General features: G+C 67.0%; 20 protein-coding genes. 10 read left to right on the top strand and 10 right to left on the bottom strand.

The annotated features are described in order from the left end of the window. Positions 1–125 precede the first annotated feature (125 nt). The gene (locus tag D6T64_RS06395) at positions 126–1487 is read right to left on the bottom strand and encodes a DUF4082 domain-containing protein (protein WP_233550874.1); all 1362 of its coding nucleotides are present in this window, start codon (positions 1485–1487) and stop codon (positions 126–128) included. A gap of 598 nt (positions 1488–2085) precedes the next feature. Here D6T64_RS06395 and D6T64_RS06400 point away from each other — a divergent pair. Beyond that, on the top strand, positions 2086–2640 hold the full coding sequence (locus D6T64_RS06400) for a hypothetical protein (RefSeq protein ID WP_147364496.1): 555 nt from the start codon (positions 2086–2088) through the stop codon (positions 2638–2640). 32 nt (positions 2641–2672) lie between these two features. Here D6T64_RS06400 and D6T64_RS06405 read toward each other — a convergent pair whose 3' ends face one another. From D6T64_RS06405 to D6T64_RS06440, 8 genes are read right to left on the bottom strand one after another with little or no spacing between them, the layout of a single operon-like run. Then, positions 2673–3560 carry a glycosyltransferase gene (locus D6T64_RS06405; RefSeq protein WP_158594834.1) on the bottom strand — a complete coding sequence of 296 codons (888 nt, stop codon included), beginning with the start codon at positions 3558–3560 and terminating at the stop codon, positions 2673–2675. Then, positions 3557–4456, bottom strand: coding sequence for a glycosyltransferase family 2 protein (locus tag D6T64_RS06410; protein WP_158594835.1), 900 nt, complete (start codon positions 4454–4456; stop codon positions 3557–3559). The genes D6T64_RS06405 and D6T64_RS06410 overlap by 4 nt, the downstream gene beginning before the upstream one ends. After that, on the bottom strand, positions 4453–5811 hold the full coding sequence (locus D6T64_RS06415) for an O-antigen ligase family protein (protein ID WP_119973316.1): 1359 nt from the start codon (positions 5809–5811) through the stop codon (positions 4453–4455). The genes D6T64_RS06410 and D6T64_RS06415 overlap by 4 nt, the downstream gene beginning before the upstream one ends. Continuing rightward, positions 5808–6584 (bottom strand): hypothetical protein, encoded by a 777-nt coding sequence (locus D6T64_RS06420; RefSeq protein WP_119973318.1) that lies wholly within the window; start codon positions 6582–6584, stop codon positions 5808–5810. Before D6T64_RS06420 ends, D6T64_RS06415 begins: the two co-directional genes overlap by 4 nt. 3 nt (positions 6585–6587) lie before the next feature. Further along, positions 6588–8465, bottom strand: coding sequence for an asparagine synthase (glutamine-hydrolyzing) (asnB, locus tag D6T64_RS06425; RefSeq protein WP_119973320.1), 1878 nt, complete (start codon positions 8463–8465; stop codon positions 6588–6590). Between the two features lies 1 nt (position 8466). Next, complete coding sequence (locus tag D6T64_RS06430) at positions 8467–9924, bottom strand: glycosyltransferase family 4 protein (RefSeq protein WP_119973322.1); 1458 nt, start codon at positions 9922–9924, stop codon at positions 8467–8469. Continuing rightward, the gene (locus D6T64_RS06435; protein WP_119973324.1) at positions 9921–10505 is read right to left on the bottom strand and encodes an acyltransferase; all 585 of its coding nucleotides are present in this window, start codon (positions 10503–10505) and stop codon (positions 9921–9923) included. Before D6T64_RS06435 ends, D6T64_RS06430 begins: the two co-directional genes overlap by 4 nt. Continuing rightward, complete coding sequence (locus D6T64_RS06440) at positions 10505–12076, bottom strand: sugar transferase (RefSeq protein WP_119973326.1); 1572 nt, start codon at positions 12074–12076, stop codon at positions 10505–10507. Before D6T64_RS06440 ends, D6T64_RS06435 begins: the two co-directional genes overlap by 1 nt. Before the next feature lie 574 nt (positions 12077–12650). On the opposite strand from D6T64_RS06440, the gene D6T64_RS06445 reads away from it, so the two are divergent. The 4 genes from D6T64_RS06445 to D6T64_RS06460 are packed head-to-tail and all read left to right on the top strand — an operon-like array spanning position 12651 to position 16703. Beyond that, complete coding sequence (locus tag D6T64_RS06445) at positions 12651–13223, top strand: hypothetical protein (RefSeq protein ID WP_158594836.1); 573 nt, start codon at positions 12651–12653, stop codon at positions 13221–13223. Positions 13224–13253: 30 nt separating this feature from the next. Continuing rightward, positions 13254–14537, top strand: coding sequence for an MFS transporter (locus tag D6T64_RS06450; RefSeq protein ID WP_377012501.1), 1284 nt, complete (start codon positions 13254–13256; stop codon positions 14535–14537). After that, positions 14537–15601 carry a TolB-like translocation protein gene (locus tag D6T64_RS06455; protein WP_119973330.1) on the top strand — a complete coding sequence of 355 codons (1065 nt, stop codon included), beginning with the start codon at positions 14537–14539 and terminating at the stop codon, positions 15599–15601. The genes D6T64_RS06450 and D6T64_RS06455 overlap by 1 nt, the downstream gene beginning before the upstream one ends. Before the next feature lie 55 nt (positions 15602–15656). Next, positions 15657–16703 carry a dipeptidase gene (locus D6T64_RS06460; protein WP_119973332.1) on the top strand — a complete coding sequence of 349 codons (1047 nt, stop codon included), beginning with the start codon at positions 15657–15659 and terminating at the stop codon, positions 16701–16703. On the opposite strand, the gene D6T64_RS06465 is transcribed toward D6T64_RS06460, so the two are convergent. Then, entirely contained in the window at positions 16700–17440 is a 741-nt protein-coding gene (locus D6T64_RS06465; RefSeq protein WP_119973334.1) for a type 1 glutamine amidotransferase, read from the bottom strand. The genes D6T64_RS06460 and D6T64_RS06465 overlap by 4 nt on opposite strands. Positions 17441–17589: 149 nt before the next feature. Here D6T64_RS06465 and D6T64_RS06470 point away from each other — a divergent pair, with 149 nt between their 5' ends. The 5 genes from D6T64_RS06470 to D6T64_RS06490 are packed head-to-tail and all read left to right on the top strand — an operon-like array spanning position 17590 to position 22720. Beyond that, the gene (locus D6T64_RS06470) at positions 17590–19155 is read left to right on the top strand and encodes an ABC transporter substrate-binding protein (protein WP_158594837.1); all 1566 of its coding nucleotides are present in this window, start codon (positions 17590–17592) and stop codon (positions 19153–19155) included. 23 nt (positions 19156–19178) lie between these two features. Then, the gene (locus tag D6T64_RS06475) at positions 19179–20282 is read left to right on the top strand and encodes an ABC transporter permease (RefSeq protein WP_119973339.1); all 1104 of its coding nucleotides are present in this window, start codon (positions 19179–19181) and stop codon (positions 20280–20282) included. Next, on the top strand, positions 20279–21148 hold the full coding sequence (locus D6T64_RS06480) for an ABC transporter permease (RefSeq protein ID WP_233550875.1): 870 nt from the start codon (positions 20279–20281) through the stop codon (positions 21146–21148). The genes D6T64_RS06475 and D6T64_RS06480 overlap by 4 nt, the downstream gene beginning before the upstream one ends. Further along, on the top strand, positions 21145–21924 hold the full coding sequence (locus tag D6T64_RS06485) for an ABC transporter ATP-binding protein (RefSeq protein WP_119973343.1): 780 nt from the start codon (positions 21145–21147) through the stop codon (positions 21922–21924). The genes D6T64_RS06480 and D6T64_RS06485 overlap by 4 nt, the downstream gene beginning before the upstream one ends. A gap of 1 nt (position 21925) precedes the next feature. Continuing rightward, a complete protein-coding gene (locus tag D6T64_RS06490) occupies positions 21926–22720 on the top strand; it encodes an ABC transporter ATP-binding protein (protein ID WP_233550876.1) in 795 nt (264 codons plus the stop codon). The last annotated feature ends 180 nt before the right edge of the window (positions 22721–22900 follow it).

Raw genomic sequence — 22900 nt, forward strand, 5'->3', positions numbered from 1 at the left:
AACCCCTTAAAGCACTGATCCCGATACAGCACTGATCCCGATACAGCACTGATCCCGACCCTGATGAGGGTCGGGATCAGTGCTTGACTACCTGTCAGTGTGAACGATGATCAGAGCCTCGCGGGCTAGGGCATCGGTACCGTTGCGCCGGTATTCTGCCAGACGTTTCCGCTCCACTGGCTGCCGTTTCCGTTGTAATACGCGGTTGCTGCTCCGTAGAAGCCGCACTTCGGTGCCATTTCAGTACCAAAGGTGTTGCCCAGAATCCGCACGCCGACAGCCCGAATGGAGTTGTCAGTCCCCGCATAGAGGCAAAAACCGCCGCCGTTGAAGAGGTTGCCCTGAACGAGGGCGTTCTCGGTTGTTCCTCCCTGGCTGTAGAGAGCCAACGCTGCGGAGAAGTTACCCTGGAGTCCCGCGTCGAGACGGTTGTTCGTGATGGTGATGTTCTTCGCGTTGATGGCCAGGATCGGCTCGTTGTGGCTTCCGCCATTGCCGGGATCGCCGTACACGGGCATGTTGTGAATCCAGGAGTTCTTGATTACGACGTTCGTGTCGGTGTACGCCCCTTTTCCCCAGCCGTGGATGTTGCAGCCGTCACAGGTGTAATCACTGACCGAGATTCCGGGTCGGTCGGTGTCGGGATGAGAGACACCCGGTCCGGCGATCTCGACGCGCTGAATCAGAGTCCCGGTCGAGCCGCGGTCGACGATAATTCGTCCGTTCACCTTGGAATTCTTGATGACCACGTTTGGTGCGCTGACGTGAACGTCTCCGCTGATGTTGCGTCCGCTGATGACCGTTCCCGCAGTGGTGATGTTCAAACCGCCGGACGACGTCAACGCTGTACCCGCAGGTACCCCGGTCGTGGCGGCACTGGGCCAGCCGCTCGGTGCTGGCGCCGGTGATGGTGCGGGCGTCGGCGTGGGTGCGGGCGTCGGAGTGGGTGCCGGCGTCGGCGTGGGCGCCGGTGTCGGCGTCACGGCCGACGGCTGGAAGGCGACGTCCACGAAGTAGTTCGTCGACTTGAAGCTGGAGGACGGGAACCCACCGGTCGAACCATACTTGTACACCCCGTTACTTCCCGCACGAGCGGTCAGTGAGCCGGCGGTCTTCGCGTTGGCGAAGTAGTTGGTGGTGTAGGCGTAGTTGCCGCGCGGGGCCAGGTAGGACACGATATAGCGTTTCCCTGCCGTCAGGGCGACGGGGGTGGCGAGGGTTGCCCCCTGCCATCCGCTCGCGGTTTCACCCGTGAAAGTCACCGATGCGAGCTTGGTGCCCGACGAGGACCACAGATTGCCCTTGTGCGTTCCCGTGTTCGAGGCTCCCTTGTAGAACCGGATTCCGGTGGCCGATCCGGCAACGGAGGGCACGAATGAGACGCCCAATTCCACTGCGGCGGGATCATCGGTGGCCGAGGCAACGGCCGGCGTTTCGGAACCGAACAATCCGGCTGATCCGGCCGGAACGGCTGCGTGCGGTGCCACGGCCGGAAGTGCTGACGCAAAGGGCGCCCCGGCCAGAGCCAGCCCCGTGGCTGTAATAATTGCGATGAGCGACGTGCGTCGCCAGGATGGCCTGGTGCGCTTCGCTGTTTCTATCTTCAAGACTAACTACCTCCTGTCGTCGACGGCCAGTAGCCCGTCGACGCGCCCTCTGGGCTGTTTATCGGCACCGGAAGTCTCCACTGCCAGTGCGCACGACTGTACCCCGTTTGGGGGGTAGAACCTAGAGTCTGTGTAAATCCGTTCGATTTTTGGTTATAATGCACGCGCCTGTATAAGTAGCGGGTTAAACGACGGCCGTTTCGTGTCGTGTGCGGCCCTCTCTGAATTGCGACCAGTGGCATTCACGCTCTCTGGACAGTTGCCGTCAGAAATTGACTGGTCAACCCCTTTTTATCCACGCGCGGTGCCCATATCATACTCACGAGCGAATGACTCACCCGCCCAATTCGTGGGACGGACCCGGCCAACATACCCAGTTCCAGAAGGCGACAGCGTGATAATCAACCGATTGCTCCGATCATGGCTTCGACGCTGGTACATCGCGGCAGGATTCGCCGTTCTGACGCTCGGAGCAGTCGTGCTGGCGACGCAGGCCGAGGGCGTTTATTCGACCCGGGTCAACCTGGTGTTTCTGGCGCCGACCGATCTGACCGGGAATTCGCTCAGTGACACCTCGGACAGCCTCATCAACTTTGCCGCCCTGGTCGAGCGCGAATACAACGGAAACGTCAATACCGCACGATTCTCGAATTCCACGGCCACGCTGTACGGCGCCGGGGTTCGCGAGGGACATGCGGTCACCTTGCTCAACAGCGGTGGACAGTGGAAAGACTCCTTCAGAAACCCGGTACTGAGCGTGGAGGTCGTGGGCGGTAGCGACAAGGACGTCCGTCAGGAACTGGAACAGGTCATCAGCGACATCAATGCGCTCGCCGAGTCCAAACAGGTTCAGGCATCCGTCAGTGCTGTCAACCAAATCACCACCCTGACCAGCCCGCAGGCGCCCGTCATGGAGTACGCGGACGGAAGTCGTACCCGAGCGGTCGGCGCCATTGTCCTGCTCGGCCTGGGGATTGGCGGCGTCGCAACGTCCCTCTTCGATCGTGTCGTGTCCCGTCCGAGCCGAGTCTAGATCGGCACCCACGCGGTCGGTCACGCGGTCGGTCACGCGCGGGAGCTGTTGTCGCGCTCCCAACGGACTGAGCCCGGACGGAACCGTGCCTGCACGCGTGCGGTGGCTATCAGAGCCACGTAGAGGGCGATGTCGAAAGCCCGTGTCGGCTCACGCCGCAGTAGTCCCAGAAGATCATCGAGTTGTGCCCGTTGGCTTCCGGATATCGCCTGCGGGCCGGGTGCCGTGCCCAGGCGCGGGGCGGTCACGACATCGCTCTGGGTTCGATAGGTGCGCTTGAGTACCTTGAGCAGGTCGGCAGCGTGGCGCGGTGTGCGAACGATGACCGGGTCGGTTGCCACGATGACACGTTCGTGCAGAGCAATCAGCTGGTCGATGAACAGGTCGTCCGACACGATGTCGGGAAATTCCTCGAACCGCGCTCGGCCGGCTTCCGAGAGTGCATAGGTGCCGGCACCCCAGAGCACGTTGTGGATCGACGGCAGCTGGGCACGCACGCGGTACCAACGCCGCACCAGCCACGCTGCATCCGTCGACTCAAAGCTGATGGGTGGCCGGCTCGCCAGGGCGCCGCCGGGCTGCAGGCTGCGCACCACCTCCACTGCCGCTGCCGCGGTCATGACGACGTCGGCGTCGAGGTAGATGCGAGGGCCGATGACGGCGGCGCGGTCACCGGCTCGAAGGGCCGCAGCCTTTGAGGCCACCGCGAGTTCGAGCACGGTGACTCCGGCGTGACGGCGGGCGATGTCGGCCGTGTCATCGACACAGCCGTTGCAGACCACGATGACCTGCACGTCACCGCTCTGCACGACTGGCAGTAGGGCATCGAGGCACCGGGCGATCACGGCAGATTCGTTGTGGGCGGCGATCACGATTGCGGCGTGCGGAAGCCGCGGCTCGGAGCCTGTCAGAGCACTCATACGATACCTCCGGGCAGCGCGGCGCGCGCGGGCGCCGAGAAGAGCGCACGCAGGGTGGCCCGCGATTCCGGGCGACGCAACCTCAGCGCGTTGTGAATGACAGCCACGCCGAAAAAGAGAAGGCTGGACGGCTGCCCGTGCCATTTTTGGAAGTAGCGCACCTTGTTGACGGCGAGGAGCGCGTCAAGGGCAGGTCCGCTCCCGGAGCCGGCGCCGCGATGGTGGACGATCGCGGTCGGTGCGAATTCGATCGTGTAGCCCCGGGCGCGAATGCGGCGGGCGTAGTCCGTCTCCTCCGAATAGAGAAAGAATCTCTCGGAGTCCCACGGACCGATTGCCTCGACGACGCTCGTGCGCACGAGAAGGGCGGCGCCCGTGGCCCACTCCACGGGCCGGGCGCTAGCGTAGTCCGCCGGCAGCCGTACCATCTCCGCGAGCCACGGCGGCCGGGTGGGCCAGTGGTCACCGAAGAGCGCTTCACCGAGTGAGCGCAGGGTCGTCGGCTCCCGTCGCAAGGATGGCTGGGGCTTGCCGGAATCATCGAGAACGAGCGGAACGGATGCTGCCGCTCCCCGTTTCGAGCACCCCTCGACGAGGCGCAGCAGCGCATTCGCCCCCAGGCTGAGGTCAGGGTTGAGGAAGACCGTGAAGTGCGAATCGGGAGCGTTGCGGACTCCTACGTTGAGTCCGCCGGAGTACCCGAGGTTGGAACCAGCATCAACGAAACAAACGTTGTCGGGGCTGCCGCACGCCGCCGCAAGACCGGGATCGCTGGAATTGTCCACGACGATCGCTTGCCAGGTCAACCCGCCAGCCGCCGCCGGCAGGGTCGCGAGCAGTTTCGGAAGATCAGCGGCGCTCTGGTACGCCACTACGATAATTGCGAGATCGATCATGGGCGGATGCGCTCCTGCTCGGATAGTTCCACGTGGGCGTGGGCGGCGGGGAGGTTCTCTCGCGCCAGCCGCCAGTAGGCCCCGCATAATCCGAGGACCAGAAATATTGTCCCGGCGGACTGCGGGAAGGACAGCGCGTCGAAGAGGAAAAGCAGGGTGGCGCCGGCGATCACGGACCCCGCGAGGGCGAAACCCAGGTCGTGCGCGCGGGTGTCGGCGAGTGTGCGGCCCGCGCGGATGACCCCGACGACGGCGGTCAGACAGATCAGCAGGAACGCGCACACGCCGAGTATCCCGGTTTCCAGAATGAGCAGGAAATACTGGTTATCAAGGATTCGGTACTGCGGGAGGAAAGTGCCGAATCCGCGCCCCAGAATGGGGTTGACGGCGAAGAGCTGAGTGAAGACGCCGAGGCTGTCGGCGCGGGACGCTGCGCTCGGGTCCTCGAAAATCGCAAGAAACATATAGCGCATGTTGGTGATCACCCGGGGCGCTGCGGCGTAGACGAGCGCCAGCAACACTATGGCGGAGAGGGCGAGCCGCCAGCGAATCGTGCGCGACCACGTCGGGATAAGGATCACAACGCCCGCTACTATTCCGATCACGGCCGACCGCGAACCCGACAGCGTGAGCCCGAGCAGGATCAGACCGACCGGGAGCCACCGGGACAGGAACGGTCGGTCTCCCCTGCGGAGCGCGAGCGTCAATGCTAGGGGAAAGGCCATTGCGAGCACGAGCGTGTATTCCAAGGGATGAATGGACGTACCGGCTGCTCGGACCAGGCCCCCGCGTGTTTCCACCGATGCGTAGTCCATGCTGGCTTGCAGCCCGGGGATGGAGATGACATCGATCATCGGCAGCCGAGTTATGAACTGGGTCACGCCCAAAATTGCCAGCAGTGTTCCGGCGACCACGAACCGCCGAAGCAGGGTGACGAGCCGGTCCATCGAAGGGACGCCGTCGTGGGCGAGCAGCAGGATTCCCGCCCAGGCGATCAGTCGGATGAGCCCGGTGTCCGCAATCGTTAGTTCCTGCGGCGGGAGCGGGCGCGTCATCGCCACGATGTAGCTGGCCAGTGAGACGAAAAGAAACAACACGACGGCGAAACGCACCGGGCGGGCGCCCGGCGTCTCGCGGTCCGTTCCCTGGACCTGGTTCACCGTCCACAGAATCGCGGCACCGAGCCCGAAGAGCACGCCGACAGAACCGGCCGACCCCAGATCGCTGATCACGCGATTGGACGGGATGGCATAGAGCACGATGAGGTACACCGTCAGCAGCGTGACGGCATCGGGAACGAACCGGTCGGTGCCGGGGAGACGCGCTCGTCGACGCAGCTCCCAGCGATTTCTCATCGGTGTACGGGCTCTGCCGGTGGGCGAGCAGACTTGGAACGAGTTGGGGTAATGGCGCCGGCGGATGCGGGGGGACCGGTCGGTCCGGCCACTGCCGCGGTGTGCGTCGTGGCTGTCAGCGCGGCTGCTTCGGTGGGGACGGCACCGACCAGGGCGACGGACGGCAATCCGTCACCATCTCGGCGTGCGCGCACCCGGCCATCCCGATAGGCGGCGAGCAGCAGCGTCGCGATGAGCCCGGCTGCCGCGGCGGCGCCTATGGCCTGCACTCGATTGCGAAAGTTCACGGTTGGTTTCTCGTCAACTGACAGAGGCTCGAGTGTGATCCGTGCCGGGGCGGGCACAGACAGGCCCGTCTGGAGCGAGGACAGCGCGCCGGGGGCAGCGTTCACCGCTGCCTCCGTCACAGCGAGGGCGTCGGCAGCCGTGGGAGCTGTGCCCTCGACCAGCAGGATTGGCCCGCTGGTCGCGGAGTCGGCCATCGCGGTGAATGCTGCATCGGGGTAGGACGCTTCGATCGGCTTCGCGACCTCATCGGCGTTGATCTTGCGCGTGAGTACGTCAAGTGCCTGACCCAGACCGCCCAGGTACAGGAAGGGGTTGCCACCCTGCACGACCGTCGCCGGTGGCAGCATGACGAGGCTGGTGCGCGCGACGTAGCTCACCGGCACGGTCGTGAAGAGGCCGTAGCAGACACCGCCCGTCACGAGAACGCCCAGCAGGACGAGCAGCCAGCGCCGAAAAACGATGTGTGTGAGATCGCGCAGGTTCATGGATCAGTCCCTCTGGTTCGAAATGGTGCGAGCGGATGAGTGGGTTCCGAAGAAGGTTTCGTGCCAGACCTCGAGGCACATCAGCGTCCAGATGCGGTTCTCCTCGTTGAACCGACCACTGTCGTGGCGTTCGAGCAGCTCGCGAACGGCGGTGCGATCCAGGGTCTGGCCGACGAAGGAGTCTGCTCCGGTGAGCCGGTCCCACATCGAGTCGCGCAGTCCCGACCGGAACCAGTCGCCGAGCGGCACCCGAAAGCCCACCTTGCGCCGATCGACGACTTCGGCCGGCAGATAGCGGCGCGCGACCTCTTTGAGCACCCATTTGGTGGTGCCGCCGCGCACCTTGACCGAGGACGGCAGGCGGAAGGCCAGGTCGACGAGGCGGTGGTCGAGCAGCGGCGGGCGCAGCTCCAGGGACGCGGCCATCGACATCCGGTCGCCGCGTTCGAGCAGATTGTCCGGCAGCCAGCCGTCGAGGTCGGCCAGGAGCATCTCGCGAATGACGTCGCGGCCGGAGCCGTTGTTGCCGAGGCTCAGCTCGCGCGTCGGCAGCGACCCGAGCAGGGAACGACGCTCCTGCTGGGTGAAGGGCGCGAACCAGGTGCGGTACTGCTCGGCGGTGGTGTCGGCGCCCGCGGCGCGCAGGGCGATGCGGGCGCGCGCCAGGGAGGCGGGAAGCCGGTGTTCGAGGGCGCTGACGCCCCAGCCGCGCAGCCCGGCGGGTAGTGCGCTCGCCGCGGACACGGCCCGGGCGGCCCGGTACTTGGGATACCCGGCGAAGAGCTCGTCGCCGCCCTCACCCGACAGGATCACACGCACCGATTGGCCGGCGGTTTGCGCCAGGCGGTAGACGGCGATGTCGGCCGGTTCGGAGATGGGCGCATCGCGGTGCCAGGTCAGCTCGGGCCAGAGCGACTCGAAATCGCGCGCATCCACGTGCACCTCGTGGTGGTCGGTGCCGACGTGTTCACTGACGCGGCGGGCCCAGGGCAGCTCGTCGGTCGTGGGGTTGCCGAAACCGGCCGCGAAGGTCTGCACTCGGCGGTCGGGGCGCAGGGCGGCGATTTTCGCGACGATGAGGCTGCTGTCGACCCCACCGGACAGGTAGGCCCCGACGGGCACGTCCGCGACCAGGGCCGAGTCGACGGCTTCGGTGACGGCCTCATCCACGGCGTCGATGGCGGCGGCCGGTGTCCATTGCCCGCGCGTGTCGGCGGCCGGCGGCTGCCAATAGCGCGTCAGGCGGATGCTGCCCTCGGGGGTGATGGTGGCCCGGTGTGCCGGGGGGAGTTTCTTGACGCCCTCGAACAGGGTGTCGGGGGAGGGGACGGAACGGCCGGACAGGTAGGCGTCGAGGCTCAGCAGGTCCACGCACGGCTGCGCATTTTCGGCCGCGAGCACCGCCTTGATCTCGGACCCGAACGTCACCTGCTGCGGAGAAACCGTGTAGTACAGGGGCAGCACCCCGAGCCGGTCCCGCACGAGGTGCGTGGTGCCGAGGGTCCTGTCGTGGAGCGCGAAGGCGAACTGGCCGACGAGGTTCTCGATCCAGCCGAGGCCGTGCCGGCTGACGCCGGCGAGGATCACCTCGGTGTCCCCGTCGGTGCGAAACGGGTAGGTGAGGCTGGCCCGCAGGGCACGGTAGTTGAAGATCTCACCGTTGAAGGTGATGATCCAGCGGCCGTCGGCGCTCTGCATCGGCTGCGCTGACCCGCCGAGGTCGATGATCGACAGGCGGGTGTGTGCGAACCCCACCCCGGGGGCCTGCCAGAAGCCGTGTGCGTCGGGGCCGCGGTGGGCGAGGGTGCGCGCCATCGCGGCGAGCACCCCGGGGTCGATCGGTGCCTGGTCGAAGCGCAGAATGCCGGCGATGCCGCACATCTCAGCTGCCGACCGTCTGGCCGGCGGATGCCGTGGGCGAGGTTGCCGACGGCGGCGTCAGCACGATCGGCGCTCTCACCGCCACCCGGTTCGGGCGACCGCGGGTGAGCAGAAACTCCTCGTAGGTGTCGGCGTCCTCGAGGTCGACGAACCGTTCATTCGGGGAGCCGGCCGTCTCGTGGGGAGCGCCGGGCGGCAGCATCCGCTCGGCGAACGGCCAGGCGGCGAGCCGGGAGATGCTCGGGCGGTGGCCCAGCACTCGGTCGTAGACGCCGATGTACTGCTGCGCCTGGTGCTGCCAGTCGAGTTCGGTGGCGACGCGGTCGCGAGCGGCGCGCCCCAGGCGGGCCCGTTCTCCCGGGTCGTCGAGCAGTCGTTCGATGGCGTCGGCGAACGCGCCGATGTCGCCGGTCGGCACGTAGATGGCCGCGTCACCGCCGGAGATGCGCGTCTCGGCGAGGTCGAACGAGACGGAGGGCAGGGCGAAGGCCATGTATTCCATGGTCTTGTTCATCGTGGAAACGTCGTTGAGGGGCGTGCGCTGGTCGGGTCCCACCCCGATGTCGGCGGCGCTCAGGTAATTCGCGATGACGTCGGGGCCGACCCGGCCGGTGAAGTGCACGTTCCGGTCGAGACCGCGGGCGATCGCCTCGGCCTTGAGCGCCTCGAGGCAGTCGCCGAAGCCCATGATGACCGCGCGCAGGTCGGTGCGGCCGCGCCGGGTGACGAGCTCATCGACGACGTCGAGCACCTTGTCGACGTCATCCTGGGGGCCCATGATGCCGAGGTAGGCCAGGAGCGGTCCGGTGTGGGCGGCCGCGTCGGCGTCGGGGTGGATCGGCCGCATGACCCGGGTGTCGGGTCCGCTGCGCACGACGGTCACGTCGTCCGTAGCCAGGTGCCCCCGGCGCAGGGCGATGCCCCGGTACGAGGCGTTGGTCGAGATGACGTGGTCGGCCACTCGAAAGGTCATCCGCTCGAGCCACAGCAGCGTGCGGTACTGGAATTTCGCGGCCGTGCCGCGGGGCCGGCCGAACCGGGAGAGGAAGAGTTCGGGGTTGAGGTCGTGGTGATCGAAGATGAAACGCACTCCCTTGGCCTTCCATAGCCAGGCCAGCAGCCAATAGGTGTCCGGCGGGTTGCAGGCTTGGATGACGTCGAAGCCGTGATCGCGGTGCACCCGCAGGGACAGAGCCGCGGTTCGCAGCCAGGAGTAAGCGAACTCGACGGCAAACCCTGCCGCCCCGGTAGCCTCGGGGGCGGGTTTGTACTTGTAGATGTGCACGCCGTCGATGGTCTGTCGGGCCGGGTCGCCGGGTCCTTTCGGACAGATCACCGAGACCGAATAGCCTTGGTCGCGGAGGGCCTGGCACTCAAGCCAGACCCGACGGTCCAGGGGCACGGGCAGGTTCTGCACGATGATGAGAACACGGGTGCGGGGCGGTGTTGAGTCGATCATGAGAGCGTGAGGATCCCTTCTCGTTCCGAATACTGCTCGCCGGTCGCGGGGCACACGAAGTGCCCCGGCTCGGTTTCATGCAGGGCGACACCGGTGCGGCCCACCCAGCCGATGCGGCGCGCCGGTGTCCCCGCGACGAGGCCGAAGTCGGGTACGTCGCGGGTGACCACGGCGCCGGCGGCGACCATCGCCCAGCGTCCGATCGTGATCGGGGCAATGCACACGGCGCGGGCGCCGATCGACGCTCCGGTGCGCACCGTGACGCCGACCATCTCCCAGTCGTCCTCCGTCTTGCGGGTGCCGTCGACGTTGATCGCCCGCGGAAACAGATCGTTGGTGAACACGGCCGCCGGGCCGACGAAGACACCGTCCTCAAGCAGCGCCGGCTCATAGATGAGGGCGTAGTTCTGCACCTTGCAGTTCTTGCCGAGGATGACTCCCGGGCCGATGTAGGATCCGCGACCGAGCACGCAGCCCGGGCCAATGCGGGCGTACTCCCGAACCTGGGACAGGTGCCAGATCAGACTGCCTGGGCCGATGACGGCGCTCGGGTCGATGTCGGCGGTGACCGCGATACTCATTAATATGCCCCCACAGGGTTCAGGACGACCTTGAAGGTGCGCCAGATGATCATCAGGTCGCCGGCGAGCGACCAGTTTTCGACGTAGTACAGGTCGAGTCGGACACTTTCTTCCCAACTCAGGTCGGAACGACCGTTGATCTGCCACATGCCGGTGAGTCCCGGCTTGATGTACAGGCGACGGTGCACGTGGTTCTCGTAGCTGCGCACCTCGTCGGGCAGCGGCGGGCGGGGGCCGACCAAGCTCATGTCGCCCACCAGCACGTTCCACAATTGGGGAAGTTCGTCGAGGGAGTGCTTGCGCAACACCCGGCCGATGCGGGTGACCCGCGGGTCATCCTTGAGCTTGAACAACAGCCCGGAGCCCTCGTTCTGTTCGCGCAGCTTCGCCAGGTTCTCTTCGGCGTTGTTCTCCATGGATCGGAACTTGAGCATGCGAAAGGTGTGGCCGTCGCGGCCGACCCGTTCCTGGGGAAACAGCACCGGCCCGGGACTGGTCAGCCGAATCAAGAGCGCGATCGCGGTCAGCAGCGGCAGCAGCAGCACGAGTGACACGCCGCAGGCGACCACGTCGAGTGCTCGCTTCAGAACGTGCTTGCCGCCCTCAAATTGCGGGATCTCCACGTGAATCAGCGGGAGGCCTTCAACCGGGCGAAAATGGATGCGAGGCCCGGCGACATCCGTCAATCTGCTGGAAAGCACCAGCTCGGCGGTGGTGCGCTCGAGCTCCCAGGCCAGGGAACGAATGTAGGTGCTGCCGCCGCGCGGGTGGCCGGCCACGATGACGGTGTCGACGCCGAGGTTCGCGGCCGCGCCGGCGGCGTGTGCGAGATCGGCGACGATGGGCACGCTGCGGTCGCCGACGGCAAGCCTCTGATTGGCGTGCGGATCGGCCGGAGCCTCGTCGAGGGCGGCGCCCACGATGCGGTACGCGGCGCCCGATTTCTCGTCCATCTGGCCGACGACGTATTCCACGTCGTCGCGGTTGCCCACCACGATCGCCCGTGCCAGGTAGTGGCCGAATTGCCGCTGGTGCAGCAGCCACTTGCGCCACAGCCAGCGTTCCAGGGTCAGGGCGAGCACTCCCAGCGGGAAGGCGATGAGAAAATAGACGCGTGAGCTCTCCACCTGCAGCACCAGGAAGGTGATGGCGAGCAGGCCGAAGGCCAGTGCGCTCGCGTTGATGACGCGTTTATATTCGGTCGACCCCACTCCCACCACTCGGGGCCCGCGGGTGTGGAAGGTTCCGAGGGTTGTGATCCACGTCGCGGCGACGCAGATCGGGATGAGCCAGTGCGCTTCGGGCAGGGTTGCCACCGGGGCGGCGGTATCGATCGACACCACGGCGAGCAGGGCGACAGCGACAGTTCCGATGATGACGCTCACGTCGGTCAAACGAAGCTTGTGGCGATAGCGCGCCGCCCAGATTCGACCTGCCGAGGGGGTATCGGTTGACCGTACCCGCGCCGTACTGATCGGTTCGGCGATCGGGTCGGCGATGACGCGCGGGCGAGGCCGCCGCCCGAGGGGCAGGGCGCTCACGCTGGGCAGCAGCGGCTGCGGGTCACTCATCGCTCACCTCGGCTTCAGCGGGATGGGCCCGGTGGGCAGTGGCGGAATGGGCGCCGTGGGCATGGGACAGGGGGTCACCGGGTGGGCGTCGGGCAAGAATTATCGTCACAGTCAGTCCCTGCAGTTCGGGTTACAGGAGTGGGCGGGTGACCCGATGACTGTGCGCGGCACGCTCACCAGGGGCTTTTCGTCAAGATGACCATTTCTCAATCGGCCACGAGCAGACCATACCCGGCGCTCTGCCGGCACGATGCTCCCTGTTCGGGGGTCACCCCTTCGGGCTGGAGTCAGGCATCCTCGAGGTATGCTCACGTCCGTGAGCGGGGGGCGCGTCAGGAAAACATGCCGAGGCGTGGCCCGCAACGCCCGGTGAAGGCCGGTGCGCGAGACCCCGAACGGGAGACGTTGTATGCCGAACTCCGCTCCAGCCGCCGATCCACCTGCCACGTACCGACCGCACGCCCCCAGATGGGCCCTCGGGGGCAGCGTCCTCGTCATCGCGTGCGTTGCCGTCGCGGTCGGATCCGGGTCAGGGCGCACCGAGCCGTCGGGAGATGGACCCGCCCTGGCCGCCGTGGCCGAGCCCTCGCCACGCCCGGCGCGTCCGCCCGCCGAGCCCGAAGCCCCCGAGGTCTCGCCCGACCCATCGGTCACCGTACCCAGTGCGGCCCCCGCCCCGCCGGCAGTGTCGATTCCGGTGGCCCCGGTGGCGGCCGGGCCGGGCATCGAGGTACTGCCGCTCGCCGAGGAGACGACCGGGCTGCCTGCGTCTGAGGCGTTGCCAGACCTGCTTCAGGACCCGGAACCCGTCGATGCGGAAGCCGCCGGCCGGCTGGTCGCGGGGCTGCCCGCCGTGATCAGCCCGCTCCCCGACTCCGCGGTGACCGCCTCATCGGTGAGCGCCTCCGACGAGACCGTCACCGCGAGCCTGGCGGCGACAACATCCGCTGTCGGAATGAAGGTCCTGGCCCACTACGTGGCGGCGTTCGGCGCCGTCGGTCTCAGCGGGACCCCGGCAACCACGTCGGGCGACGCCACCGTGCAGACCTTTTACCGCGGCAACGATTCGGTGATCGTCACGATCGAGTCCGCGGCGGACGGCCTCACCGCCTATACCCTCCGAGGACTTTTCTCCGCTGGCGCCTAGCGCCCAGCGAGCACCTACCGAACGGATTCCGTGTACATCTCCTTTTCAGACCGTGCCCGATTGACGGATGTTCCCTCCCCGACCACCGGAAAGACCGGCGCCAAGGTCTCCGCGACCGTCATCGCCCTCGGTGTGGTCAGCATGCTCACCGACATCTCGTCGGAGTCGGTCTCGGCCATCCTGCCGCTCTATCTCACGAGCGTCCTCGGGCTCTCGACCATCGCTTTCGGCTTCATCGACGGTCTGTACCAGGGCGTGAGCGCCGTGGTGCGCATTGCCGGCGGTTACGCGGCTGATCGCACCGAGCAGCCGAAATGGATCGCCTTCTTCGGCTACGGCGTGTCGGCGCTCGCCCGCGTCGGACTTCTGGTCGGCACCGGCTTTGGGGTGATCGCCGCGGTCGTGACGGTGGACCGGTTGGGTAAAGGAGTGCGCACTGCTCCGAGAGACGCCCTGATCACCGCCTCTTCGCTGCCCGAAAACCTGGGTCGCTCTTTCGGGGTGCACCGCATGCTCGACACGATCGGGGCCGCTATCGGCCCCCTGCTGGCGTTTCTCGTGCTCTTCTTCATCCCGAGCGGCTACAGCGTGATTTTTGTGATTTCGTTGGCGTTCGCCCTGCTCGGGCTTGTCATCCTCGGCCTGCTCGTACCGAATGTGAGTCGCCGCGCACCCGCAGTGGTTACCGCCGAGGCCGGGCCCGCGGCATCCGTCGCCCGGCCGCGGTTTCGCTGGCGCCATCTGAACGACCCGCGACTACGGAGGCTCCTGGTCGTGGCCGGCATCTTCGGCCTGCTCACCGTGGGGGACGGCTTCATCTATCTGGTCTTACAGGCCCGCAGCTCGTTCGCGGCGGCCTGGTTTCCGTTGCTCTACGTCGGCACTAACCTGGCCTTCCTGGTCTGCGCCGTGCCGCTCGGCCGGCTGGCCGACCGGTTTGGCCGGCTGCGGGTGTTCATCATCGGCCATGGCGCCCTGCTCGCCGCCTATGTCTGTGCGGCGCTGCCGACCACCGGAGCGCTCGCGACGGTCGGCTGCCTCGTGCTCCTCGGCCTGTTCTATGCGGCCTCGGACGGGGTGCTCGCGGCGCTCGCCGCCCAATACACCCCGGCGGGAAGCACCGCGAGCGGAATCGCCGCCGCCCAGACCGTCGTGGCGATCGCCCGGCTGGTGGCGTCGACCGGGTTCGGATTTCTCTGGTTCGCCCTGGGCCGGGAGACGGCCGTGCTGATCGTGGCCGCGCTGTTGGCCGTGGCGATTCCGGCGGCGGCACTGCTCTTGCGGCCGTATCTTGCCCGGCCCCGGGTGTCCTGATGACGGGTAGCGGCACGGCCGGCCTGACCGGACGCACGCGGTGGGTGCTCGTTTCTGCCGCGGCCGTCCTGCTGTTCGGGGGAGCCGCCATCTTCGGAATCGGGGCTTTCGCGGACTATCAGGGCCAGCAGGCACAGTCCAGCGAGGTAGTGACGGCCGAAGCGGGCTCGGCCGGCATCGCCGCCGTCGCCGGCAGCGATGCGGACGCCCCCCGCATCGTCTTTCGCAACACCGCCCTCGGCGAGGGCTACGGCGTGGTCGCCGCGGTGCCTCTGACCGATCCGTCGGGCCCACGGGTGCTGAGCGACGTGTCGTGCGACCGGGTCTACGCCACCAACACCTATGAGATGTGCCTGCGCGTCAACCGCGGGGTGGTGACCACCTTCACCGCGGACCTGCTCGATGCCCGGGGCGCGCTGGTCAAGTCCTGGCCGTTGCCCGGAATCCCGAGCCGCACCCGCATCAGCGCCGATTCAGAGTTGGTGTCGTTCAGCGCCTTCATCACCGGCGAGACCTACGCCTCGGTCGGGTTCGCGATCAACACCCAGATCGCCGAGGTCGACGGTGCAGACTCGGGCACCCTCGAAGATTTCGCCCTGACCGTGGCCGGCAGCCGGGTCACCGCCGCCGATCGCAACATCTGGGGTGTGACGTTCACGAGTGATCCCAACGTGTTCTATGCGACCGCGGACTCGGGTGGTCGCACCTGGCTGGTGCAGGGCGATCGTGCCGCCCGCACCCTGGTCGCCGTGCGGGACGGGGTCGAGTGCCCCTCGGTCTCGCCGGACGGCACGCACCTCGCCTACAAGAAGGTCGTGTCCACGACGCCCACGACCACCTGGACCGTCGCGGTGCTCGACCTCGCCACGAACGAGGAGGTCGTGCTGCCGGAACCGAGCAACGTGGACGACCAGGTCGAGTGGCTCGACGACTCCACCGTGATCTACGGGGTGCTGCGAGCGGATGACTCGGGCGACAGCGACGTCTGGGCCGCCCCCCGAGACGGTTCGAGCGCGCCTCGCCTGCTGATCGAGCACGCCTGGTCGCCCGCCGTCATCCGCTGACCGGCCCGGCACGCACCAACGTCGTAGGCTGGCCGTAAACACAGGGGGAGATCTCATGACGCTGCAGAACTTGATTCCGGTGATCGACGGGCACAACGACCTGGCCTGGGCATGCCGCGACAAGCGCGACTACTCCGTGGCCGACCTCGACTCGGAGCCCCACTCCGCGCTCAGCCTGCTGCAAACGGATGTCCCCAAGCTGCGTCGCGGGGGAGTGCAGGGCCAGTTCTGGTCGGTCTGGGTGCACACCGATCTCGAGGGTGCCGACTCGGTGCAGGCCACGCTGGAGCAGATCGACTTCGTGCACCGCATGGTCGAGGCCTACCCCGACGATTTTCAGTGGGCGGTGACCGCCGACGACGTCGACCGGGCGCAGGCCACCGGCCACGTCGCCTCGCTGATCGGCGTCGAGGGCGGCAACCAGATGAACAACTCCCTCGCGGTTCTGCGCGAATTCGCCCGGGCGGGCGTGCGCTACATGACGCTCACCTGGAACTCGTCGACCGAGTGGGCCGACGCGGCCGTGGGCGCCGTGTTGCACGACGGCATCAATGATCGGGGCCGCGAGGTCATCACCGAGATGAACCGCATCGGCATGATCGTGGACCTCTCGCACGTCTCGGCGGCCACGATGAGTGACGCCCTCGATGCGAGCACTCTGCCGCTCATCTTCAGCCACTCCTCCTGTTTCGCCCTCAACCCGCACCCGCGCAACGCTCCCGACGAGATCCTTGCCCGGCTCGCCGCCAATGGCGGAGTGCAGATGATCACCTTCGTGCCCTCGTTCATCTCGGCGGACTTTCGTGCCTGGCAGGACGCGGGCTCGATCGGCGAGCCGCCGGCGGTGACGGTCGCCGACGTGGCCGACCACGTCGAGCACGCTCGGCGGGTCGCCGGTATCGACCACATCGGCATCGGCGGCGATTTCGACGGCAGCCCGGAGATGCCGGTGGGCCTCACGACCGTGGCCGATTACCCCAACCTGTTCGCGGAGCTGTCGGCTCGCGGGTGGGAGCGGGACGACCTGCTGAAACTCGGCTATCAGAACGTGCTGCGCGTCTTGCGGGCCAACGACGACAACTACCGGAGCTTTCTGGCCTAGAAGCGGAGCGGGCCCCTACCGGAGCTGGCCGACACCCGGGCGGTTTCGCGCACCACGGCGGCGAAATTGTCGGCGAGCCCACGGCAGACCTGGAGGCTATTGGGCTCTTCTGAATCTGCCCGGGCGATGAGGGTGGCGAGAACGAAACCGTCGGCGGCGACGGCATCCGCTTGCCACGTGCTGACCCGGGAGGCGGCGATCTCGGGGTGGAACTGCACGCCCCAGGCACGGTCGCCCACGCGGAAGGCCTGGATCGGGCACCGCTCGCTCGAGGCCAGCAGCACAGCCCCCGGAGGGAGAGCGGTGACGGCATCCCGATGATTCTGGATGGCGTGGAACGAGGCCGGCGCGTGCTGGAACACCGCGTCGTGCGCGGCGGTCTCGGTGAGGGTGATGCGGGTCGCGCCGCGTTCCGGCGCGCCGTGGTCGGCGGCGACCGTGCCGCCGGCGACGAGGGCGAGCACCTGTGCGCCGAGGCAGATTCCGAGCGTGGGCAGGCCCCGGCCCAGGGCCTCGGCGGCCAGCGCCCGTTCCGCGGGCAGCCAGGCGGCGTGCGCATCGTCGGAGGGCATGAAGCCGCCGCCGAGCAGCAGCAGACCGTCGAACCCGTCGAGGGAAGCGGGCAGGCCGACCGAGCCGTGCACGACATCCGTCGCTACGTTGTTCTCGTTCAGCCAGCCCTCGAAGCGCCCGAGCCCGGTGGCCGGTGCGTTCTGAACGACTAGAATTCTGCTCATTCCGAGCTCCCTGCGTACATGTGGACTGCGAATCAGATGCGTATCTCTGCGTTTATGCGTTCGAATTATTCTCGAAATCTAGAACCAGTTAACTAGAGAAAATCGATCTTGGGGGACCAATGGGTACGCATCTCGCACATCTCACCGGTATGAAAAAACGAACGATTGCGGCAGTCTCTGCTGGTGCCGCGCTGACCCTGATCCTGGCAGGGTGCGCCGCGACCGAGAGTGACCCGGCGGCCGAGCAGACCACTCTGGTCGTAGACAGCACCTTCGCTCTCAGCAGCATGGACCCGGCCCGCGCCTTCGAGGCCACCGGAACCATGGTCAACCACAACGTCTACGAGACCGCGCTCACCTTCGCCGGGTCCGACCTCTCGACCCTCGTTCCGCAGGTCGCCGACTACACGATCTCCGACGACAACCGCCTCGTGACCCTCACCCTCACCGGGGACAGCACCTTTTCGGACGGCACCGCGGTGACCGCCGACGACGTGGTCTTCTCCTACCAGCGCCTGCAGGGCGTGCTCGGTAACCCGTCGTTCCTTCTCGATGGCGTCACGGTGACCAAGGTCGACGACCAGACCGTAGAGCTGCTGAGCGAGACCGACAACCCGCAGCTCCCCTTCATCCTGCCCAACCCGGCGCTGTCGATTCTGCAGCAGTCCGCGGTGGTCGACAACGGGGGCACCCTCGACGAGACGGATGCCGCGGAAACGTTTTTGACCAGCACCTCCGTGGGCTCCGGGCCCTACATGTACGACACCGTCGCGGTGACCACGGCGATCAGCCTCGTGAAGAACCCGAGCTACGCCGGCGAGGAACCCTACTACGACCGCATCGTGATCAACAACGTGGGCGCCGACACCCAGCGCATCAACCTGGAGGGCGGGCAGACCGATATCGCCCTCAACATCTCCTCGGATGAGGCCGAGCAGGTCGACACCAACGACTTCTCGGTGACGACGGGCGCGTCGGCGGCCACCTACTACCTGTGGCTGAACACCGACGATGCCTTCGGCGGGGTGGCCGCCGACGTGAACTTCGTGAAGGCCATGCGCCACGCCATCGACTACGACAGCATCCTCGACGTGGTCGGCCTCGGTTCCCAGCAGCCCGGCGGCGTGGTTCCGCTGCAGTTCGCCGGCTCGCTCGAGAGCGACGAGAACAACACCTACGACCCTGACCTCGCCGAAGACCTGCTCGCCGAGAGCGGCTATGCCGGCGAGATCGTCAACGTGCTCTACTCGAGCGAGAACGCCTTCGCCGCCAACGTCACCCAGATCGTGCAGGCCAACGCGGCCGCGATCGGCGTGACCATCGAACTCAACCCGCAGACCGCGGCCAACACCCTCGACCTGTTCCGCGGCGGCGAATACCAGGCCGGGCTGGCCAACTGGGGCGCCGACTTCCCCGACGCCGCCAACTACCTCGTCTTCGCCCCCGAGGGCAACATCGGGGCGCGCACCGCCTGGAACTTCGGCGACGGCGCGACGGCCGACCAGATCCAGCCTCTCGCGGCGGCGGCCGCGGCGGCCTCCGGTGATGACGATCGGGCGGATGCCTACATCGCCTTCCAGGAAGCGCTGAACGACTACGGGCCCTACATTCCGCTCTTCCAGCCGGCGGAGATCGTGATCGGTGACGTGGCGCTGACCGGCATCGCCTCGAACGCCCTGTGGGCGATCGACTTCAGTACCGTCGCCGGCAGCTAGCGAACGACCAGCGGCCCCCACCCATGGCACTGACAACAACCGATGCGAGAGTACCCGGCGGGGCGCCGGCGGCGGAAACCGGGGCGCCCCGGCCGCCCCGCCGCCAGCATCCGCTGCTGCGCTACATCTCGTTGCGGTTCGGCATCAGCATCCTGCTGGTGTGGGGGGTCACGGTGGTCACCTTTGTGGTCACCAACCTCGTGCCGACCGACCCGGTCAACGCGGTGCTCGGCGAGCAGGCCGCGAACAACCCCGAGATCGTCGCGGCACTGCGCACCGAGATGGGACTCGACGAGCCCCTGATCGTGCAGTACTGGCTCTACCTGACCCGGCTCCTGGCCTTCGACATGGGCGTGTCGGCCCAGACCCGCAGTCCGGTCGCCGACGACCTGGCCCGGGCGTTTCCGGCGACGCTCGAACTCGCCCTGTTCGTGCTGCTGTTCTCAACGGTCATCGGCGTCGGGCTGGGCATGCTGGCGGCGCTGCGCCACCAGACGGCGGTGGACAAGACGATTCGGGTGCTGAGCCTGTTCGGAATCTCGCTTCCGGTGTTCTGGATCGCCATGCTCATCTACTACGTGTTCTTCTACCAGCTGCACTGGGCGCCGGGCTCGGGCCGCCTCGACTCGGCACTGGTTCCCCCGCCCCTGGTCACCGGCATGTACACGATCGACAGCCTCGTCGCCGGTCAGCCCGACCTGTTCTGGAACGCCCTCTCGCATCTCGTGCTGCCCGCCGTCGTGCTCACCCTCTTCACGATCGGCACGCTGGTTCGGTTCTCGCGGTCGGCGATCCTCGACGTGGTGCGGCACGACTACGTTCAGGCCGCCCGGGCCAAGGGGCTGCCCCACCGGATCGTCGTCGTGCGCTACATCCTGCGCGGCGCGTCGCTGCCGATCCTGACCATGAGCGGCCTGACCTTCGGGTCGCTGCTCTCGGGGGCCGTACTCACCGAGAGCGTCTTCTCCTGGCACGGCCTCGGCCAGTACGCCTACATGGCGGCGATCAGCCTCGACCTGCAGGCGATCATGGGGGTCGGGCTGCTCATTGGCGTGGTCTACATTTTCACCAACTTCGCGGTGGACCTGCTCTGCGGCCTGATCGACCCGAGAGTGAGGGTGCAGTGAGCAACACTCGTGTGACGGTGCCCGGCCGAAAGCGGCTGATGCGGGTGCCGGACGCCTGGAAAAATCCGCTCGCCATCAGCGGAACGGTGATCGTGGTGCTCTGGCTCCTCGTCACCGTCTTCGCTCCCTGGCTGGCTCCCTTCGACCCGCTCGCCCAAGAGTCAGCTCGGCTGCTGGCGCCGAACGGCACCAACTGGTTCGGCACGGATGCCCTCGGCCGCGACGTCTTCTCGCGCGTCATCGCCGGCACCCGCACCTCGATCCCGGTCGCGATGATCCTCGTGGTCATCTCGCTGCTCTTCGGCACCGTCCTCGGTGCGGTCGCCGGTTTCCTCGGCACGGCCGTCGACGAGGTGATCATGCGGGTGACGGATGTCGTGCTCGCCTTTCCGTCGATCATCCTGGCCATGGTCATCGCGGCCGCCCTCGGTCCGAGCCTGATGAACGCCGTGATCGCGCTGCTGCTTGTGAGCTGGCCGCAGTACACCCGTATCTCCCGGTCGCTCGTGATCAGCCTGCGCAGCAGCGAGTTCGTGATCGCCGGGCGCCTGATGGGCAGCGGCGTGTTCACCTCGCTCCGGCGCGATATCGCACCGAACGTCGCTTCGCCGATGCTCGTTCTCGCCGCGGCCGACTTCGGCAGCGCCATCCTGCTGCTCTCGGGACTGTCCTTCCTCGGCCTCGGTGCCGTGCCGCCGGCACCGGAGTGGGGCTCGATGGTCTCCGACGGCACGTCCAACTTCTCGGCCTGGTGGATCGCCGCGTTTCCCGGGCTCGCCATTTTCACCATCGTGGTCGGGGTGAACTTCATGGGTGACGCCATGCGGGACGCCCTCGACCCCCGCTCGAACGGACGGCTGTCATGACCGGCATCAGCATCCGCAATCTGAGACTCGAGTTGGGCGGCAAGAAACTGCTCGACGGCGTCACACTGGATGCCGCGGGTGGGCAGATCACGGGCCTGGCCGGGGAATCGGGGTCAGGCAAGACCCTCACCGGCATGGCGCTGCTGGGCCTGCTTCCCGAGGGATCCCAGCTCTCCGGCCAGATTCTCTACGCCGGCACCGACCTCGTCACGAAGAGCCAGAAGCAGCTCAACCAGTACCGCGGCACCGAGATCGCCCTGGTGTTCCAAGATCCGGCGGCCAGCATGCATCCGATGATCAGTATCGGCGAGCAACTGACCGACCATATGCGTTACCACCTCAAACTCTCCCGCAAGCAGGCCCTGGCCCGGGCGGTGCAGCTCCTGCAACGGGTCAAGGTGCCCGACCCCGAGCAGGCGCTCACGAAATACCCGCACCAGTTCAGCGGCGGACAGCTGCAACGCATCGCGATTGCCGGCGCGATCGCCTGCGAGCCGAAGATCTTGATCGCCGACGAGCCGACCACGGCGCTCGACGTCACGGTTCAGGCCGGCATCATGCACCTGCTGCGTGAGCTGTGCGACTCGCTCGGCCTCACGATTGTGCTGATCACCCACGACCTCGGGGTGATGTCGGGCCTCGCGGACAATATCGCGGTGATGCGCAACGGTCGGGTCATTGAATTCGGGTCGCGATTCGACGTGATCCGCAACCCGCAACAGGAGTACACCCGGTCGCTGATCGAGTCCCTGCCCAACTTTCAGAAAGGTGATTAGGGTGGCGAGAACGGCCGACGGACTCGTGTTGGACCAGGTCTCAGCGACCCATCATCAGCGCGGAGGTGGCACCCTGACCGCCGTCGATGCGGTCTCGCTCACGGTGGCACCCGGCGAGGTCGTGGGGCTCGTCGGTGAGTCCGGCTGCGGCAAGTCGACCCTTGCGAAGCTGATTTGCGGCCTCCAGCCCGGGTTCACCGGAGCGGCAAGCTTCAACGGCATCCCGATTCGGCCGCTGACCCTGGCCCGCCGGCCGAGCGAACTGTTGCGCATCCAGATGGTGTTCCAAAACCCCTACGCCTCGCTCAATCCCAGGCGCCGGGTCGGTGCGCAGATCGAGGACGCGCGGCGCATCAATCCGGGCACCGCGGCATCCGTCGTCGACCTGCTCGACCAGGTGGAGCTGCCGGCGACGGCAGCGAACTCGTTTCCGCACCAGTTCAGCGGCGGACAGCGGCAGCGCATCGCCATTGCGCGGGCCGTCGCAACCGGGCCGACGCTGCTGATCGGAGACGAGCCGATCGCGTCGCTCGACGCCTCCTTGCAATCGAAGATCGCCCGGTTGATGCGCGAGCTCGCGCGCGAGGTGGGCGCTTCGCTGCTGTTCATCAGTCACGACCTCTCGGTGGTGCGGCTGATTGCCGACCGGGTCGTCGTGATGAACCGGGGCCGCGTCGTCGAATCGGGCGTCACCGAGGAGCTGTGGGCGAACCCGACGGATGCCTGCACCCGCCGCCTGCTGGACTCGATCCCGATCGCCGACGGCCTCGGCCGACTGCCGCACTTCGAGGGCTGACCGGATCTATTGACGGCGACGCCGGCGTTGGTGAAGGCGACGATCCGAACCTAGAAAGGGATGTCCGCGTCGGGCGAGAGGGGGAGGGCCATGAGTTCGTCCCAGGTGAGGTGGCGGGGTTCGAGTGCTTGTTCTTCGGCGTTGAGTTGGGCTTTGGTTTTGGGGCGGACGGGAACAGGG

It is taken from the genome of Cryobacterium melibiosiphilum, assembly GCF_003602235.1.
GTDB classification, from domain to species: domain Bacteria; phylum Actinomycetota; class Actinomycetes; order Actinomycetales; family Microbacteriaceae; genus Cryobacterium; species Cryobacterium melibiosiphilum.

Excerpts from the sequence above, each read along its gene's own strand:
- D6T64_RS06405 (WP_158594834.1), bottom strand. The coding sequence starts at position 3,560 with ATGAGTGCTCTGACAGGCTCCGAGCCGCGGCTTCCGCACGCCGCAATC.
- D6T64_RS06410 (WP_158594835.1), bottom strand. The coding sequence starts at position 4,456 with ATGATCGATCTCGCAATTATCGTAGTGGCGTACCAGAGCGCCGCTGAT.
- D6T64_RS06415 (WP_119973316.1), bottom strand. The coding sequence starts at position 5,811 with ATGAGAAATCGCTGGGAGCTGCGTCGACGAGCGCGTCTCCCCGGCACC.
- D6T64_RS06420 (WP_119973318.1), bottom strand. The coding sequence starts at position 6,584 with ATGAACCTGCGCGATCTCACACACATCGTTTTTCGGCGCTGGCTGCTC.
- asnB (WP_119973320.1), bottom strand. The coding sequence starts at position 8,465 with ATGTGCGGCATCGCCGGCATTCTGCGCTTCGACCAGGCACCGATCGAC.
- D6T64_RS06430 (WP_119973322.1), bottom strand. The coding sequence starts at position 9,924 with ATGATCGACTCAACACCGCCCCGCACCCGTGTTCTCATCATCGTGCAG.
- D6T64_RS06435 (WP_119973324.1), bottom strand. The coding sequence starts at position 10,505 with ATGAGTATCGCGGTCACCGCCGACATCGACCCGAGCGCCGTCATCGGC.
- D6T64_RS06440 (WP_119973326.1), bottom strand. The coding sequence starts at position 12,076 with ATGAGTGACCCGCAGCCGCTGCTGCCCAGCGTGAGCGCCCTGCCCCTC.
- D6T64_RS06455 (WP_119973330.1), top strand. The coding sequence starts at position 14,537 with ATGACGGGTAGCGGCACGGCCGGCCTGACCGGACGCACGCGGTGGGTG.
- D6T64_RS06460 (WP_119973332.1), top strand. The coding sequence starts at position 15,657 with ATGACGCTGCAGAACTTGATTCCGGTGATCGACGGGCACAACGACCTG.
- D6T64_RS06465 (WP_119973334.1), bottom strand. The coding sequence starts at position 17,440 with ATGAGCAGAATTCTAGTCGTTCAGAACGCACCGGCCACCGGGCTCGGG.
- D6T64_RS06470 (WP_158594837.1), top strand. The coding sequence starts at position 17,590 with ATGAAAAAACGAACGATTGCGGCAGTCTCTGCTGGTGCCGCGCTGACC.
- D6T64_RS06475 (WP_119973339.1), top strand. The coding sequence starts at position 19,179 with ATGGCACTGACAACAACCGATGCGAGAGTACCCGGCGGGGCGCCGGCG.
- D6T64_RS06485 (WP_119973343.1), top strand. The coding sequence starts at position 21,145 with ATGACCGGCATCAGCATCCGCAATCTGAGACTCGAGTTGGGCGGCAAG.